We start from the raw sequence: 15,066 nt of genomic DNA, 5'->3' as shown, positions 1-15,066 counted from the left end.
CAAGAATGCCTCCGGCGATCTATAAACAGGCACTGCCCACCCCGCACGGCCTGGAGGCTTTGTGATGATCAAGCTTTATGGATTCTCCGTCAGTAACTACTACAACATGGTCAAACTGGCGCTGCTGGAAAAAGGCCTGCCATTCGAAGAAGTGCCGTTTTATGCCGGAACCACCCCCGAGGCGCTGGCCATAAGCCCGCGCGGCAAGGTGCCGGTGCTGCACGTAGAGCAGGGCTTTATCAATGAAACCAGCGTGATACTCGAGTACATCGAGCAAAGCCAGCAAGGCAAGCCTCTGTTGCCGAGCGATCCGTTCGAGCGGGCGCAGGTACTGGCTATCGCAAAGGAAATCGAGCTGTACATCGAACTGCCAGGCCGCGCTTGTTATGGCGAAGCGTTTTTCGGTATGACATTGCCGGATGCAATCAAGGAAAAGACCAAGGCTGAATTGCTCTTGGGTATTGCGTCCCTTGGCCGGCACGGCAAATTCAGCCCATACGTGGCAGGTGACAGCTTGAGCGTGGCGGACTTGTATTTCCTCTACAGCGTGCCGCTGGCCTGTGGCGTGGCCTACAAACTGTTCGGCATCGATCTGCTGGCTGAGATGCCGGCGGCCAAGGCGCTGCTGGAGCGTCTGGAACAGAACCCGAATGTGCAGCGGATCGCGAAGGACAAGGAAGCGGCAATGCCTGCTTTTATGGCGATGGTTGCGGCCAAGAAATAAATCGGAACTTCGACCATGGCCTGTCAGCAGGAGACTCGTAATCTTTTGTCCTACATGGCCCATGCCCTTGTCGGACAGCGGCTAGAGGATCTTTCGTCGCATCCGGCAATAACCGAGCGCTTTCGGGATTTTGGTCTGCGTTTACCTTGGGCATCGAACCTTCGCGGTCAAGGAGACCCGGTGATGCTCAAACTCTACGGTTTTGCAGCCAGTAACTACTTCAATATGGTCAAACTGGCACTCCTGGAAAAAGGCGTGCCGTTTGAAACTGTGCCCTTTCACGGGTGCCAGAACCCGGACATTCTCGCTGTCAGCCCCCGGGGAAAAGTGCCGGTCCTGGAGACCGCGCAGGGCTTTTTAAGCGAAACCGATGCGATCCTCGATTACATCGAAGAGACCCAGGCAGGTATTGCGTTGCTCCCGGCAGACCCGTTTGCACGGGCAAGTGTTCGGGCGCTGGCCAAGGAAATCGAGTTGTACATCGAGCTGCCGGCGCGAGTCTGTTACGTCGAGGTGTTTTTCGGCGGCAGGCCGACACCTGAAGCGTTGAAGGCCAAGGCCGAGCGGGATTTGATCAAAGGGTTTGCGGCCCTGAAGCATCGAGCGCGGTTTGCGCCATACGTGGCGGGGGAGCAGTTCACGCTAGCCGACTTGTACTTTTTCTACAGTGTCGACCTGGCTGTGGACGTCGGAAAACGCTTGTTCGATATCGATTTCCTGTCCGAAATTCCGGGCGCGAAGGCACTATTGGAGCGCCTGGCAGACAATCCCAACGTGCAAAAAATCGCCGCTGACAGGCGGGCCGAGGCACCTGCTTTTCTGGCACGGGTGCGAGCGGTGGGTAATTCGAATAACTGAGAGAGGAGAGCCCGATGGTAATTGCCATCGGGCTTTGGTGTTGCCGTCGATTAACGGCTGGCGAGCAAAGCCTGACCGCGAGCCACCGCGGCGGTGACCTGGGCCGGCGCAGTGCCGCCGATGTGGTTACGGGCATTGACCGAACCTTCCAGAGTCAGCACAGCGAATACGTCCTGATCGATCTGGTCACTGAACTTGCGCAGTTGTTCCAGGCTCATTTCCGCCAGGTCTTTGCCACTTTCCACGCCGTACTTCACGGCATGGCCAACGATTTCGTGGCAGTCGCGGAACGGCAAGCCACGGCGTACCAGATAGTCCGCCAGGTCGGTAGCGGTGGAGAAACCGCGCAGGGCCGCTTCACGCATGATGGCGTGCTTGGGTTTGATCGCCGGGATCATGTCGGCAAATGCCCGCAGAGAATCGCGCAGGGTATCCGCGGCATCGAACAGCGGTTCCTTGTCTTCCTGGTTGTCCTTGTTGTAGGCCAGAGGCTGGCCTTTCATCAGGGTCAGCAGGCCCATCAGCGCGCCGAACACACGGCCGCTTTTGCCACGCACCAATTCCGGAACGTCCGGGTTTTTCTTTTGCGGCATGATCGAGCTGCCGGTGCAGAAACGGTCCGGCAGATCGATAAACTGGAACTGTGCGCTGGTCCACAGCACCAGCTCTTCGGAGAAGCGCGACAGGTGCATCATCGCGATGCTGGCGGCCGAGCAGAACTCGATGGCGAAGTCGCGATCAGACACGTTGTCCAGCGAGTTACCGCCCACGGCGTCGAAGCCCAGCAGTTGCGCGGTGTATTCGCGGTCGATCGGGTAGGTGGTGCCGGCCAGCGCGGCGCTGCCCAGTGGCATGCGGTTGGTGCGCTTGCGGCAGTCGACGAGACGCTCGTAGTCACGGCTGAGCATTTCGAACCAGGCCAGCATGTGGTGCCCGAAGGTCACCGGTTGCGCGGTTTGCAGGTGAGTGAAGCCCGGCATGATGCTGCCCGCTTCGCGCTCGGCCTGTTCCAGCAAGCCTTTTTGCAGGCGGGTGATTTCGCCCAGGATCAGGTCGATTTCGTCACGCAGCCACAGGCGAATATCGGTCGCGACCTGGTCGTTACGGCTGCGGCCGGTGTGCAGCTTTTTACCGGTTACGCCGATACGGTCGGTCAGGCGCGCTTCGATGTTCATGTGCACGTCTTCGAGGTCGACACGCCAGTCAAACTGACCCGCCTCGATTTCACCCTGGATGGTCTTCAGGCCATCGATGATGCTGTCGCGCTCGGCATCGGTCAGCACGCCGACCTTGGCCAGCATGGTGGCGTGGGCGATCGAGCCCATGATGTCGTGGCGATACAGGCGCTGGTCGAAGGTGACGGAGGCGGTGAAGCGGGCGACGAAGGCGTCGACGGGTTCACTGAAGCGGCCGCCCCAGGACTGATTGGTCTTGTCAGTGCTCATGAATTCGCTCGTATCGGCTGAAGAAAAATGGCGTTGAAAGTGCTGCGGATAATAACAGGGTTGCCAATCCTGTCGCTGACACTGGTCGACTGGTTTTTCACCGCAGACCCATGACCAGAGCAAGTCTTGGGTGATTTGCGCAACGATATTTTTCAAATGAGCAATATCGTCCCGGCAACCGTCTACAGTTGGACAGTAGGATTAGCGCACTTCTGGCTGCGCCAGCTGACTATAAGAAGAGGGGGTGTTCATATTGCGTATCAGCAAACCCTGTGGCGCTGTGTCGCCAATGCGAGCCTGGGCCGCCAATCGCCCGGCGGATGAAAATTTAGCCGTCGGTCGCGCGGCACTTTTTGACGCTCGCGCTAGTCTTAGCGTGGATCGCGGTGACAGACGTCACTTCACCTGTCTACGCTATCCTTGTGCGAGACTCACGCAGGAATCCAGCGCAATATGAATGTCCTGATCGTTGATGACGACCCCCTAGCCCGCGAGCGCCTGAGCCGAATGGTTGGCGAACTCGAGGGATACAGTGTCCTGGAGCCCAGCGCCACGAACGGCGAAGAGGCGTTGGCACTGATCGACAGCCACAAGCCGGATATCGTGTTGCTCGATATCCGCATGCCAGGCCTCGACGGCCTGCAAGTGGCCGCGCGATTGTGCGAACGCGAAACCCCGCCCGCCGTGGTGTTTTGCACAGGGCCCGATGAATTTGCCGTGGAAGCCCTACAGGCTAGCGCCGTAGGCTATCTGGTGAAACCTGTGCGAACTGAACATTTACATGACGCATTAAAGAAAGCCGAGCGGCCCAACCGTATTCAGCTCTCGGCCTTGACCCGCCCGGCTGCCGAAAGTGGCAGTGGCCCACGCAGCCATATCAGCGCCCGGACGCGAAAAGGAATCGAACTGATCCCGCTGGACCAGGTGGTCTACTTCATTGCCGATCACAAATACGTGACCTTGCGCCACGAAAGCGGTGAAGTGTTACTGGACGAACCGCTCAAGGCCCTTGAAGACGAATTCGGTGATCGCTTCGTGCGCATCCACCGCAATGCACTGGTTGCTCGCGAGCGCATCGAACGGCTGCAACGAACGCCACTTGGGCATTTCCAGCTGTTCCTCAAAGGCCTTAACGGTGATGCGCTGATCGTCAGTCGACGCCACGTCGCCGGCGTTCGGAAAATGATGCAACAGCTTTAATTCGCTGATCACAGGCGATTTGCACACCCAATTGCCGGGGATCCGGGGCCAGGGAGGCCGAGCAGTATCCGATACAAGTCAAAGTGGATTTGGCTGAGCTGTTATTATCCGCCGTATCTATTCAGTACGGATTGATCCATGTCCTCTCGCGAAATCCGCATCGCCACCCGCAAAAGTGCTCTCGCCCTGTGGCAGGCCGAATACGTCAAAGCCCGTCTGCAGGAGGCTCATCCGGGTCTGCTTGTGACGTTGGTCCCGATGGTCAGTCGTGGCGACAAGCTGCTCGACTCACCGCTATCGAAAATCGGCGGCAAGGGCCTGTTCGTCAAGGAACTGGAAACCGCGCTGCTGGAAAACGAAGCCGACATCGCCGTGCACTCCATGAAAGATGTGCCGATGGACTTCCCCGAGGGGCTCGGCCTGTTCTGCATCTGTGAGCGTGAAGACCCACGTGACGCGTTCGTCTCCAATACCTACACCAGCCTCGATGAATTGCCGCAAGGCAGCATCGTCGGTACGTCGAGCCTGCGCCGCCAGGCCCAACTGCTGACCCGTCGTCCGGACCTGGAAATCCGCTTCCTGCGTGGCAACGTCAACACCCGATTGGCCAAGCTTGATGCCGGCGAATACGACGCTATCATCCTCGCCGCTGCCGGTCTGATTCGTTTGGGTTTCGAAGACCGAATCACTTCGGCCATCAGTGTCGACGACAGCCTGCCAGCCGGTGGCCAAGGCGCCGTGGGAATCGAGTGCCGCACGGCCGACAGTGAGATTCACGCACTGCTGGCGCCGCTGCATCACCAGGACACGGCGACTCGCGTGACCGCCGAACGCGCCCTCAACAAACACCTCAATGGCGGCTGCCAGGTGCCGATCGCCTGCTATGCCGTGCTGGAAGGCGAGCAGATCTGGTTGCGTGGCCTGGTGGGTGATCCAAGCGGCGGCTTGCTGCTCAGCGCGCAGGCTCGCGCACCGCGCGGCGATGCCGAAACGCTCGGTGTGCAAGTGGCCGAAGACCTTTTGAGCCAGGGCGCCAATGAAATTCTCAAAGCGGTCTATGGCGAGGCAGGTCACGAGTGACGGGCTGGCGCCTGCTGCTGACGCGTCCGGCGGATGAGTCGGCGGCGCTGAGCGGCGTTTTGGCCGGGCAGGGGATTTTCAGCAGCAGCTTGCCGCTTTTGGACATAGTGCCGATTCCCGTCTCTGACACAATGCGCGAAGTGATCCGGAATGTGGCTCGCTACTGCGCGGTGATCGTGGTCAGCAAGCCGGCCGCGCGGATCGGCATCGATCTGCTTGACGGGTTCTGGCCGCAATCACCATCGACCAAGTGGTTCAGCGTGGGTGCGGCGACGGCGCAGATCCTTGAAGGTCACGGCCTCGATGTGAGTTTCCCGGCAGAGGGCGATGACAGCGAGGCGCTGCTTGAACTCGCAGCGTTGCGCGAGGCCATCGCCCGGCCAGATCCACGCGTACTGATCCTGCGCGGGGAGGGCGGTCGCGAGTTGCTGGCTGAGCGCTTGCGCGCGCTAGGTGCTAGGGTCGAGTATCTGGAGTTGTACCGCCGCGACCTGCCGCACTATCCACCGGCCGCGCTGCCAGGGCGGATTGAAGCGGAACGCCTGAACGGGCTGGTGGTCAGCAGTGGACAAGGTTTTGAGCACCTGCACCAATTGGCCGGCGATGCCTGGCCGCGATTGGCGCGGTTGCCGTTATTTGTACCAAGCCCCAGAGTCGCCGAGCTGGCACGTGCCGCCGGGGCTCAAACAGTTGTGGATTGTCGTGGCGCCAGTGCCGCGGCTTTGCTGACGGCGTTACGGGAGCATCCCGAGCCCGTTCTCTAATGCAAAGGATGGATACGTGAGCGAAACAGCCTTGCCTAAAGATGACGTCCGACCCGTGCTAGATGCGCCGGTTGAAGCACCGGTTGAAACGGCTCCACTTGCTGCTGTGCAGCGCCGAGGCAATGGGCTGGCCATCGTCGCGTTGCTGCTGGGTGCAGCCGGGGTTGCGGTGGGTGGTTGGGGAGTCTGGCAGGTACGTCACCTGCAAGCGACCAATCAACAGCAGTTGAGCCAGGTGCAGGCATTGGGCGATGAAGCGCAAAGTCTGAAGCTCAATGAGCAGCGCTTGAGCGCCCGCCTTGAGCAGTTGCCGGCGGCTGACGTGCTGGAAGAGCGCAGCCGTTTGGTGGTCCAGTTGCAGGGCGATCAACAGCGTTTGAATCAACGTCTGGAAACCATACTCGGTGCCAGCCGCAAGGACTGGCGATTGGCCGAGGCCGAGCATTTGCTTCGCTTGGCCAGTTTGCGATTGTCTGCCTTGCAGGACATCAGCAGCGCCCAGGCCCTGGTACAGGGTGCCGATGAAATTCTCCGTGAACAGAATGATCCCGGCGCCTTCGCCGCTCGCGAGCAAGTGGCTAAAACCCTGGTGGCCCTGCGCAGCACCGAGCAGCCGGATCGAACCGGATTGTTCCTGCGCCTGGGTGCGTTGCGCGAACAGGTAGTCGGTCTCACCGAACTGGCTCCCGAGTACAAGGATCGTGGCGAATCACTGCTGGGCCTGACAGCCGATGGCGACGGCGCCAGCCGTTGGGCGCAGTGGTGGGATCAGATCTCGCGCTACGTCCGCATCGATTTCAATGCGGATAAAAATGTCCGACCGTTGCTGGCCGGGCAGAGCCTCAGCCAGGTCCGTCTGGCTCTGAGCCTGACGCTGGAGCAGGCGCAATGGGCCGCGCTCAATGGCCAGGCTGCGGTCTACAGCCAGGCGCTGGACGAAGCGCGGGATGTGCTCAAGGGCAACTTCAACCCGGATAACCCGCAGAGCAAAGTGATGCTTGAACAGGTGGCCGAGTTGAGCAAGCAACCTGTCACCGTGGTGACTCCGGATCTGACTGGCACGCTGAGTGCGGTGCAGGGGTATCTGGAGCGACGTAACGTCAATGCCGAAGACTCGATCAAACCGATGGCGAAACCTGCCGCGAATACGGCGCAGGAGGCCACGCCATGAAACGCTTGTATGTGATCGTGTTTCTGGTCATCGCTGCAGCTGCCGCGCTGGGCCTTGCGATTGCCGAGCACTCCGGCTACGTGCTAATTGCCTACAAGACCTTCCGTTACGAGTCGAGTCTGTGGGCGACGCTTGCGCTGATCGCCGTGCTCTGGCTGGTGTTCTGGGGCATCAAGGCGTTGTTCGAGTTGGTGACAACGTCCAGCGGCGTGGTCAATCCGTGGTCACGGCGTAATCGCAGTCGTCGGGTGCAGGTGGCTATCGAACACGGTCAGCTGGACTTGGCCGAGGGGCGCTGGGCCAGCGCACAACGTCATCTGTCTCGGGCTGCGGAAGCCGAGCGCCAGCCGTTGCTGTACTACCTCGGCGCTGCTCGCGCCGCCAACGAACAAGGTCATTACGAAGAAAGCGACAATCTGCTGGAGCGCGCTCTGGAGCGACAACCCCAGGCCGAGCTGGCGATTGCGTTGAACCACGCGCAACTGCAAACCGATCGTGGCGATACCGAAGGCGCCTTGGCGACCCTGCAAGCGATGCACGAGCGTCACCCTCATAACGCGCAGGCTTTGCGTCAGTTGCAGCGCCTGCTTCAGCAGCGCGGCGATTGGTCAGCGTTGATTCGCCTGCTGCCGGAGTTGCGCAAGGACAAAATCCTCCCACCAGCGGAACTGGCTGAACTGGAGCGCCGCGCCTGGGGCGAGAACCTGTCCCTCGCGGCGCATCAGGAAGAGGGCGGAACCGTCGGCTTGCAAGCGCTCAATCACGCCTGGCAGCAACTGACCTCGGCTCAGCGCCAGGAGCCGAAACTGGTGCTCGCTTACGCCGAGCAATTGCGCCAGCTGGGTGCGCAGGTCGAGGCCGAAGAGGTCTTGCGGACGGCGCTCAAACGCAACTATGACAGCCACCTGGCGCGCCTTTACGGGTTGGTGCGTGGCAGTGATCCGACACGTCAGCTGCAACTTGCGGAGGGCTGGCTTAAAGATCATCCTGCCGATCCAAGCCTGCTGTTGACCCTGGGCCGGCTGTGCCTGCAAAGCAGTTTGTGGGGCAAGGCCAGGGATTATCTGGAAAGCAGTCTGCGTGCGCAGCGTAATCCGGAAGCCTGCGCCGAACTGGCCCGCCTGCTGGCGCAAATGGGTGACACCGAGCGCAGCAATCAGCTGTTCCAGGAAGGTTTGGGGTTACTGGATGAGCGCTTGCTGGCAGCGCCGCTACCGGTGCCGGCTCACGCTTGATAGATGAGTGAAGGGTCGCCCGAATGGGCGATCCGATTGCCCGAATGTTGTCGGAGTTTTACCTTCGAAATTCGTCCTCAGCAGAATCCTACAGAGGACTACACCTGATCCTCTAACTTCTGTCGGGAATTCCCTACACCCCTGCTGAAGTCTCCCTGTCAGCCTGCCTTGAAACGCCGTCGCGCTTTCCTCTACCGTAGCTGTCGGTCTCTACTGTTACGGAAAACCCATGCCTTTGGCCTGCTCACGCTCTCTGTTTTTCATGGTTTTCATTGCGGGCGCCCTGGTCCTGGGCGTGTCTTACTATCTGGAATATGTTGTTGGCCTCAAGCCGTGCGGCCTTTGCTTGTTGCAGAGGGGCTGCGTGGCGCTGCTGACAGGTGTTTGCCTGATGGCGGCGGTGCATGGCCCCGGTCACTTCGGTTTCATCCTGTATTGGCTGTTGGGTCTGATTGCGAGCCTGGGCGGCACAGTCATCGCATGGCGGCAGGTCTTGCTACAGAGCAATCCAGTGCATGAACTGTCGGTCTGTGCGACCAATCTGGGTGAACTGTTCGCAAGCGCGCCGTGGATGTGTGTCGTGCGTCAGATGTTCAAAGGCACCGTCGACTGTGCACAGATCTCCTGGACACTGTTTGGCTTGAGCATTGCGGAGTGGAGTCTGCTGTTCTTTGTCGGGATGACGATTCTGGGGATTTATCAGTTGTTGCGACTTGTCTGGATCACCTTGCAGCGACCGCTCAGCGGCGAGTCGTCGCACCGGGGTCTGGTGAGTGATTAAACACTTGTATGAACTTTATCGCCTGCGTACCTTGAAGCCACAGTCGCGCGGGCATAATCTGGCCCGCACGTGTCATTGGAATTATGTTGCTCGATGACGCTCTGCCTGGCCAACTCTTGACCTTCAAGAGTACGACGGGTGTAGGGCAGCATGACCCACAAGGGAAGAGAGATCGCCATGCTCGAAAGTTGTCAGAATGCTCAGGAACGTTGGGGTGGAGTACATCTGCTGATCGATCGCTGGTTGCAGGAACGTCACGAACTGGTTCGGGCCTATGATGCGCTCGGTGCCAAGCCCGAGGTTCTGGGTGAAAACCGCAAACCTTTGCAGGAATTCTGCGGCGTGCTGGTCGACTACGTGTCTGCCGGGCATTTCGAGATCTACGAACAGCTGACTGGCGAAGCCAAGGCGTTTGGTGACAAGCGTGGTCTGGAGTTGGCTGAGACCATCTACCCGCGCATCGATGTCATCACCGAGAAACTGCTCGCGTTCAATGATCTGTGCGATGCCGGTAAATGTATCGCTGAGGAATTCAAAACATTGGGCGGTCTGTTGCATGAACGCTTCGAACTGGAAGACTGCCTGATCGAAGTACTGCACACCGCGCACAAGGAAGCCGATCCGGTTCAGGCCTGAACCGCTTCCCGCAAGACCCCGAAACGGCGTGCCCAGGCACGCCGTTTTTCATTTCCGTTTTTAGCTGGTAGCGCCGCGCAATTCGACTTCGAACACCAACGGTGTGAACGGTGCGATCAGGTCGCCGGCACCATCGGCGCCATAGGCCTGTGCCGATGGAATCACCAGGCGCCATTTCGCGCCGACCGGCATTTGCTGCAGCGCGCTGCGCCATCCGCTGATCACGCTATCGAGACTGAACCACTGCGGTTGGCTGTTCTGGTCGAACACGGTGCCATCGGGAAGGCGACCGATATACAGCACCTGCACCTTGCCGTTGGGACCCGCCTTGGTCCCCGTTCCCGGCGTCAATTCAGTCAGCAGTATCCCGTCTGCCAGTTCACGAACGCCGGGTTTGGTTTTTTCTTCGGCGAGAAAGCGCTGTTCTTTTTCCAGTGCCACCTCGCTTTGCGGCGCAGGGGATTGCATGGCAACCCGGGCTTCATGCTCGGTCAGGATCTGTTCAATCTGCTCGTCTTTCAACGCCAGTGGTTTGCCTTGATAGGCTTGCTGCAGACCTTCGACCAATGCTTGAAGCTGCAGATCGGGAACCTCCAGTCGCAAGCGTTCCCCGAGGCTTGCGCCAAGACTGTAGGCGAGATCGTGAGCATCATTTTCCTGAGTTTTTTCGGCAGCATGAGCCGCAGAAAAAATCACGCACAGCGATAAAAAAAAGTAGCGCGACATGGACACCGACATGGACACCGACATGGACATTCTCCGACCTGAGATGCGGGCGATTATGCCAGTGTGAATGCGTTCAACGGTGAACTGCTTTTGCATCAGCGCAGAACATTTTCGCTTCGTTGCAACGCAGCGCTTTGGATACTGTCAAGATGCCCTAGCGGCGGTAGCAGCAGAGGTCTAGTATGAGCCGCACTCACGTCAGCCAGGAGGTAAACCATGTCGGCCACCAAGAAGCCAGTAAGTACTCCGTTGCATCTGCTACAACAACTCTCGGGCAGCTTGCTCGAGCATCTGGAAACCGCTTGTTCCGAAGCCCTGGCTGATGCTGAAAAACTGCTCGCCAAGCTGGAAAAGCAACGCGGGAAAGCGCAGGAAAAATTGCACAAGTCCCGCACCAAATTGCAGGACGCTGCGGCGGCCGGCAAGGCCAAGGCACAAGCCAAAGCCAAGGACGGAGTGAAAGAGCTCGAAGACCTGCTTGATGCTCTCAAGGATCGTCAATCGGAAACGCGTGGCTACATTCTGCAACTCAAGCGCGATGCCCAGGAAAGCCTGAAACTGGCCCAGGGTGTAGGTCGTGTTCAAGAGGCTGTCGGCAAGGCATTGTCCCTGCGCGCTGCCAAGCCTGCTGCGGCCCCTGCGAAGAAAGCCGCTGCCAAACCGGTTGCTGCAAAAGCACCGGCCAAGCCTGCCGCCAAACCGGTTGCCAAAGCACCGGTGAAAGCCGCAGCCAAACCTGCTGCAAAACCTGCTGCGAAAAAACCAGTCGCGGCCAGCGCGGCCAAACCGACTGCCAGAACCACCGCTGCCAAACCAGCGGCTGCCAAACCAGCGGCTGCGAAACCTGCTGCTGCAAAAACCGCTGCTGCAAAACCGGCTGTAGCGAAAACTGCTGCAGCGAAACCAGCGGCAAAACCGGCCGTAAAAACCGCCGCTAAACCAGCAGCAAAACCAGCAGCAAAACCAGCCGTAAAAGCCGCCGCTAAACCAGCAGCGAAATCAGTAGCCAAAACCGCAGCGGCGAAACCAGCTGCCAAGCCGGCCGCTAAACCTGTCGCGGCTAAAACCGCTGCCAAGCCCGCAGCAAAACCAGCAGCGAAAGCGCCGGCTAAACCAGCCGCCAAACCTGCTGCGGCGAAACTTGCCGCTGCTGCCAAACCGGCCACTGCCAGTGCAGCCAAACCAGCCGCAGCCAAGCCGGCGGCCAAGCCAGTCGCAGCCAAGCCTGCTGCTAAACCCGCTGCTAAACCAGCCGCGAAAAAACCGGTTGCCGCCAAGCCTGCCACCGCGCCAGTTGCCAAGCCAGCCGTCCCGGCTGCAGCCGCAACGCCTGCTCCGGCAGCCACCGCCTCGACAGCCGCACCGGCACCAACGCCGGCCGCTGTTCCGAGCGTAGCAACCACCACCCCAACCAGCGCTTCCTAAGTGCCCGATACCGCGACGCGCAGCTGATGCAGCGCGTCGCGGTCCAGGTGCGGGGCGTGCACCGCTACACCTTCCAGCCAGGCCGATAGATCGGTCGCCTCATCTCGCGGCCAACTTTGCGCCGATCGTTCCAGTCGCATTAGCAATTCCCGCTCGGCTTCCAGTTCCAGCGTCTTGACCTGTTCTCGCAGGGTATCCAGCTCGGCATCTTGCACGGCAGCGGCTTTCCATTGCGTGCGCAATGCTCGCAGCGGTTGCACGACATCGGCATCCCAGGGTTCAGCCACACGGCGAAGTTGTTGCAAGCGTTGCTCATTACAGGCCATTCCTCGCCGTCCCAGCCACGCCGCGCACAGCAGCAGACAGACATTGATGCCCGCCGACTGCAATTGCAGGCACGCCTGTTCCACGCCCGGTCGGGCGTAAGTTGTCAGGGAAAAGCTCCACAGGTCAGAGGACATAGTGCTACTCGCGCTAGTTGCGAGCGAAGCTGGTAGACTCCGCCGCCATTATGATCCGACTTCAGAACCTGACTTTACAGCGTGGCCCGCAACGTCTGCTAGAAGACGCCGAGTTGACGCTGCACGCCGGCCAGAAAGCCGGCCTCATCGGTGCCAACGGCGCCGGCAAATCGAGCCTGTTCGCCTTGCTACTGGGTGACCTGCACCCCGACTCGGGTGATTGCTTCCTGCCGGCCGACTGGCGTATCGCCCACATGCGCCAGGAGATCGACACGCTCGATCGTCTGGCGGTCGACTACGTGCTCGATGGCGACCTGCGCCTGCGTCAGGTGCAACGCGACCTGGCGGCAGCCGAAGCGGCCCACGACGGTGCCGCACAGGCGCGCCTGCATTCGGAACTCGACAGCGCCGACGGCTACACCGCCGACGCTCGGGCTCGCAAGTTGCTGGCCGGTCTCGGCTTTACCAACGAGCAGATGGATCGCCAGGTCGGCGATTTCTCCGGTGGCTGGCGGATGCGTCTGAACCTCGCGCAGGCATTGATGTGTCCTTCGGACCTGTTGCTGCTCGACGAACCGACCAACCACTTGGACCTCGATGCCATCATCTGGCTCGAAGAGTGGCTCAAAAGCTACCCCGGCACTTTGATGCTGATCTCCCACGACCGGGATTTCCTCGATGCCGTGGTCGATCACGTGGCCCACGTCGATCAACGCAAGATCACCCTGTATCGCGGTGGCTACAGCGCCTTCGAGCGTGCCCGTGCCGAACGTCTGGCCCAGCAACAACAGGCCTACGAGAAGCAGCAGGTGCAACGTGCGCACATGGAAAGCTACATCGCCCGATTCAAGGCTCAGGCCACCAAGGCACGTCAGGCCCAGAGCCGGATCAAGGCACTGGAGCGGATGGAAGAGCTGACCGCGGCCCACGTCGATTCGCCATTCGACTTCGTCTTCCGCGAGTCGCAGAAGATTTCCAGCCCGCTGATCGACCTGTCCGATGCCCGCTTGGGTTACGGCGACAAAACCGTGCTCGAAAAGGTCAAGCTGCAACTGACCCCCGGTGCGCGGATCGGCCTGCTCGGACCCAACGGCGCGGGCAAGTCGACCCTGATCAAGAACCTCGCGGGTGAGCTCGAGCCGCTGGCCGGCCGCTTGACCCGAGGCGAGAACACCGTTGTCGGTTACTTCGCCCAGCACCAACTGGACTCGCTGGACGCCAAGGCCAGCCCGTTGCTGCACTTGCAGCGTCTGGCACCGACCGAGCGCGAACAGACCCTTCGCGACTTCCTCGGTGGTTTCGATTTCCGTGGTGCGCGGATCGACGAGCCGGTGCTGAATTTCTCCGGCGGCGAGAAGGCGCGTCTGGCACTGGCGTTGATCGCCTGGGACCGACCAAACCTGTTGCTGCTCGATGAACCGACCAACCACCTGGACCTGGAAATGCGCCTGGCGTTGACCATGGCCCTGCAGGAATTCAGTGGCGCGGTACTGGTGGTCTCCCACGACCGTCATCTGCTCAAAAGCACCACTGACAATTTCTACCTGGTGGCCGATGGCAAGGTCGAAGAGTTCGACGGCGATCTGGAGGACTACACCCGTTGGCTGGTGGAGTACCGTCAGCGCAATGCTCCGGTCAGCAACACGCCGGTCAACCCGGACAAGACCGACAAGAAAGCCCAGCGTCAGGCCGCAGCGGCGTTGCGTCAGCAACTGGCACCGCACAAGCGTGAGGCTGACAAGCTCGAAGCCGAACTGGGCAAGCTCCACGAGAAACTGGCGAAGATCGATGCCAGCCTCGGCGACAGCGATATCTACGAGCCGTTGCGCAAGAACGAATTGCGCGATTTGCTGGCCGAACAAGCCAAGTTGAAGGTGCGTGAAGCGGAGCTGGAAGAGTCCTGGATGGAAGCCCTGGAACTGCTGGAAAGCATGCAGGCGGAGCTGGAGGCGCTGTCCTGATGGACGCGCTCAAGCTGCCGCTGCCGGCGATGTGGGTCGAGCCGATCTGGCTCGCCGTGCAGATCCTGCTGATTCTGCTGGCCGGATACTTCGCCCAGCGCTTCGTCGCCAAAGGTCTGACCCGTTTCGGTGAGCGCTACCCGTTTCCGCCGCAGTTGCTGATGCCGCTGCGTGGTGGCCTGCGCTGGCTGATCATGGGCAGCGCGCTGATCTTCGTGCTGGAGCGTCTTGGGGTTTCGGCCACGGTGCTCTGGACCGCGTTGTCCGGTTTTGTCGCAGTCGCGGCGGTGGCGTTCTTCGCCATGTGGAGCGTGCTCTCGAATCTGCTCTGCGCGATTCTGATCTTCACTGTCGGCCCGTTTCGCCTCGGCGATGTGGTCGAATTGGTGGACACCACCGACAAGCCTGGCGTCAAAGGTCGGGTGGTGGCGATCAATTTGCTCTACACCACGCTGATCGAAGCTGAAGAACTCGGTACCGGCAGTGCAATGGTGCAAGTGCCCAACAGTTTGTTCTTTCAGCGTTCGGTACGACGCTGGCGTGGGACTGATGTGTTTCCTTCGAGCGGGTTTGAGAAATAGTTTCAGGCATAAACGATC

At 60.1% G+C, this 15,066-nt stretch carries 15 protein-coding genes and 1 pseudogene; 13 read left to right on the top strand and 3 right to left on the bottom strand.

What is annotated here, in order from left to right; all coding sequences use genetic code 11:
• Positions 1-64 precede the first annotated feature (64 nt).
• Both KUF73_RS17595 and KUF73_RS17590 read left to right on the top strand, forming a co-directional pair.
• On the top strand, positions 65-724 hold the full coding sequence (locus tag KUF73_RS17595; RefSeq protein ID WP_218439327.1) for a glutathione S-transferase family protein: 660 nt from the start codon (positions 65-67) through the stop codon (positions 722-724).
• Positions 725-907: 183 nt separating this feature from the next.
• Entirely contained in the window at positions 908-1,582 is a 675-nt protein-coding gene (locus KUF73_RS17590) for a glutathione S-transferase family protein (RefSeq protein WP_218439326.1), read from the top strand.
• Between the two features lie 50 nt (positions 1,583-1,632).
• Here KUF73_RS17590 and argH read toward each other — a convergent pair whose 3' ends face one another.
• A complete protein-coding gene (gene argH, locus KUF73_RS17585; RefSeq protein WP_218439325.1) occupies positions 1,633-3,027 on the bottom strand; it encodes an argininosuccinate lyase in 1,395 nt (464 codons plus the stop codon).
• A 340-nt stretch (positions 3,028-3,367) separates the two neighbouring features.
• On the opposite strand from argH, the pseudogene KUF73_RS31800 reads away from it, so the two are divergent.
• The 8 genes and pseudogenes from KUF73_RS31800 to rsd form a co-directional block, all read left to right on the top strand.
• A pseudogene (locus KUF73_RS31800) lies at positions 3,368-3,484 on the top strand (sensor histidine kinase); the annotation flags it as partial.
• Positions 3,481-4,227: a LytTR family DNA-binding domain-containing protein gene (locus tag KUF73_RS17580; RefSeq protein ID WP_218439324.1), complete on the top strand. Its 747-nt coding sequence runs from the start codon at positions 3,481-3,483 to the stop codon at positions 4,225-4,227. The pseudogene KUF73_RS31800 and the gene KUF73_RS17580, both read left to right, overlap by 4 nt.
• A 138-nt stretch (positions 4,228-4,365) precedes the next feature.
• Positions 4,366-5,307: a hydroxymethylbilane synthase gene (gene hemC, locus KUF73_RS17575; protein ID WP_218439323.1), complete on the top strand. Its 942-nt coding sequence runs from the start codon at positions 4,366-4,368 to the stop codon at positions 5,305-5,307.
• Positions 5,304-6,071 carry a uroporphyrinogen-III synthase gene (locus KUF73_RS17570; protein WP_218439322.1) on the top strand — a complete coding sequence of 256 codons (768 nt, stop codon included), beginning with the start codon at positions 5,304-5,306 and terminating at the stop codon, positions 6,069-6,071. Before hemC ends, KUF73_RS17570 begins: the two co-directional genes overlap by 4 nt.
• A gap of 16 nt (positions 6,072-6,087) precedes the next feature.
• On the top strand, positions 6,088-7,242 hold the full coding sequence (locus KUF73_RS17565) for a uroporphyrinogen-III C-methyltransferase (RefSeq protein ID WP_218439321.1): 1,155 nt from the start codon (positions 6,088-6,090) through the stop codon (positions 7,240-7,242).
• A complete protein-coding gene (locus tag KUF73_RS17560; protein ID WP_218439320.1) occupies positions 7,239-8,477 on the top strand; it encodes a heme biosynthesis protein HemY in 1,239 nt (412 codons plus the stop codon). Before KUF73_RS17565 ends, KUF73_RS17560 begins: the two co-directional genes overlap by 4 nt.
• Positions 8,478-8,706: 229 nt before the next feature.
• Complete coding sequence (locus KUF73_RS17555; RefSeq protein ID WP_218439319.1) at positions 8,707-9,258, top strand: disulfide bond formation protein B; 552 nt, start codon at positions 8,707-8,709, stop codon at positions 9,256-9,258.
• A gap of 177 nt (positions 9,259-9,435) precedes the next feature.
• Positions 9,436-9,894, top strand: a complete 459-nt coding sequence (gene rsd / locus KUF73_RS17550; protein WP_218439380.1) for a sigma D regulator — start codon at positions 9,436-9,438, stop codon at positions 9,892-9,894.
• A gap of 60 nt (positions 9,895-9,954) precedes the next feature.
• Here the strand turns inward: rsd and KUF73_RS17545 are convergent, their stop codons facing one another.
• A complete protein-coding gene (locus KUF73_RS17545; protein WP_218439379.1) occupies positions 9,955-10,620 on the bottom strand; it encodes an FKBP-type peptidyl-prolyl cis-trans isomerase in 666 nt (221 codons plus the stop codon).
• Between the two features lie 216 nt (positions 10,621-10,836).
• Between KUF73_RS17545 and KUF73_RS17540 the strand changes: the two genes are divergently transcribed.
• Positions 10,837-12,045 (top strand): AlgP family protein, encoded by a 1,209-nt coding sequence (locus tag KUF73_RS17540; RefSeq protein ID WP_218439318.1) that lies wholly within the window; start codon positions 10,837-10,839, stop codon positions 12,043-12,045.
• Here KUF73_RS17540 and KUF73_RS17535 read toward each other — a convergent pair.
• Positions 12,042-12,506 carry a TIGR02444 family protein gene (locus KUF73_RS17535; protein WP_218439317.1) on the bottom strand — a complete coding sequence of 155 codons (465 nt, stop codon included), beginning with the start codon at positions 12,504-12,506 and terminating at the stop codon, positions 12,042-12,044. The genes KUF73_RS17540 and KUF73_RS17535 overlap by 4 nt on opposite strands.
• Positions 12,507-12,556: 50 nt before the next feature.
• On the opposite strand from KUF73_RS17535, the gene KUF73_RS17530 reads away from it, so the two are divergent.
• Together KUF73_RS17530 and KUF73_RS17525 are read left to right on the top strand one after the other, a co-directional pair.
• The gene (locus KUF73_RS17530; protein WP_218439316.1) at positions 12,557-14,467 is read left to right on the top strand and encodes an ATP-binding cassette domain-containing protein; all 1,911 of its coding nucleotides are present in this window, start codon (positions 12,557-12,559) and stop codon (positions 14,465-14,467) included.
• Positions 14,467-15,048, top strand: a complete 582-nt coding sequence (locus KUF73_RS17525; RefSeq protein WP_218439315.1) for a mechanosensitive ion channel family protein — start codon at positions 14,467-14,469, stop codon at positions 15,046-15,048. Before KUF73_RS17530 ends, KUF73_RS17525 begins: the two co-directional genes overlap by 1 nt.
• Positions 15,049-15,066: the final 18 nt, after the last annotated feature.

This window comes from Pseudomonas sp. PD9R (assembly GCF_019200975.1).
GTDB lineage: Bacteria > Pseudomonadota > Gammaproteobacteria > Pseudomonadales > Pseudomonadaceae > Aquipseudomonas.
This window is presented reverse-complemented; position numbering and strand designations above follow the sequence as displayed.

What these genes read in the sequence shown, in the direction of transcription:
- KUF73_RS17595 (WP_218439327.1), top strand. Translation starts at nt 65, where the DNA reads ATGATCAAGCTTTATGGATTCTCCGTCAGTAACTACTACAACATGGTC.
- KUF73_RS17590 (WP_218439326.1), top strand. Translation starts at nt 908, where the DNA reads ATGCTCAAACTCTACGGTTTTGCAGCCAGTAACTACTTCAATATGGTC.
- argH (WP_218439325.1), bottom strand. Translation starts at nt 3,027, where the DNA reads ATGAGCACTGACAAGACCAATCAGTCCTGGGGCGGCCGCTTCAGTGAA.
- KUF73_RS17580 (WP_218439324.1), top strand. Translation starts at nt 3,481, where the DNA reads ATGAATGTCCTGATCGTTGATGACGACCCCCTAGCCCGCGAGCGCCTG.
- hemC (WP_218439323.1), top strand. Translation starts at nt 4,366, where the DNA reads ATGTCCTCTCGCGAAATCCGCATCGCCACCCGCAAAAGTGCTCTCGCC.
- KUF73_RS17560 (WP_218439320.1), top strand. Translation starts at nt 7,239, where the DNA reads ATGAAACGCTTGTATGTGATCGTGTTTCTGGTCATCGCTGCAGCTGCC.
- KUF73_RS17555 (WP_218439319.1), top strand. Translation starts at nt 8,707, where the DNA reads ATGCCTTTGGCCTGCTCACGCTCTCTGTTTTTCATGGTTTTCATTGCG.
- rsd (WP_218439380.1), top strand. Translation starts at nt 9,436, where the DNA reads ATGCTCGAAAGTTGTCAGAATGCTCAGGAACGTTGGGGTGGAGTACAT.
- KUF73_RS17545 (WP_218439379.1), bottom strand. Translation starts at nt 10,620, where the DNA reads ATGTCGCGCTACTTTTTTTTATCGCTGTGCGTGATTTTTTCTGCGGCT.
- KUF73_RS17540 (WP_218439318.1), top strand. Translation starts at nt 10,837, where the DNA reads ATGTCGGCCACCAAGAAGCCAGTAAGTACTCCGTTGCATCTGCTACAA.
- KUF73_RS17535 (WP_218439317.1), bottom strand. Translation starts at nt 12,506, where the DNA reads ATGTCCTCTGACCTGTGGAGCTTTTCCCTGACAACTTACGCCCGACCG.
- KUF73_RS17530 (WP_218439316.1), top strand. Translation starts at nt 12,557, where the DNA reads ATGATCCGACTTCAGAACCTGACTTTACAGCGTGGCCCGCAACGTCTG.
- KUF73_RS17525 (WP_218439315.1), top strand. Translation starts at nt 14,467, where the DNA reads ATGGACGCGCTCAAGCTGCCGCTGCCGGCGATGTGGGTCGAGCCGATC.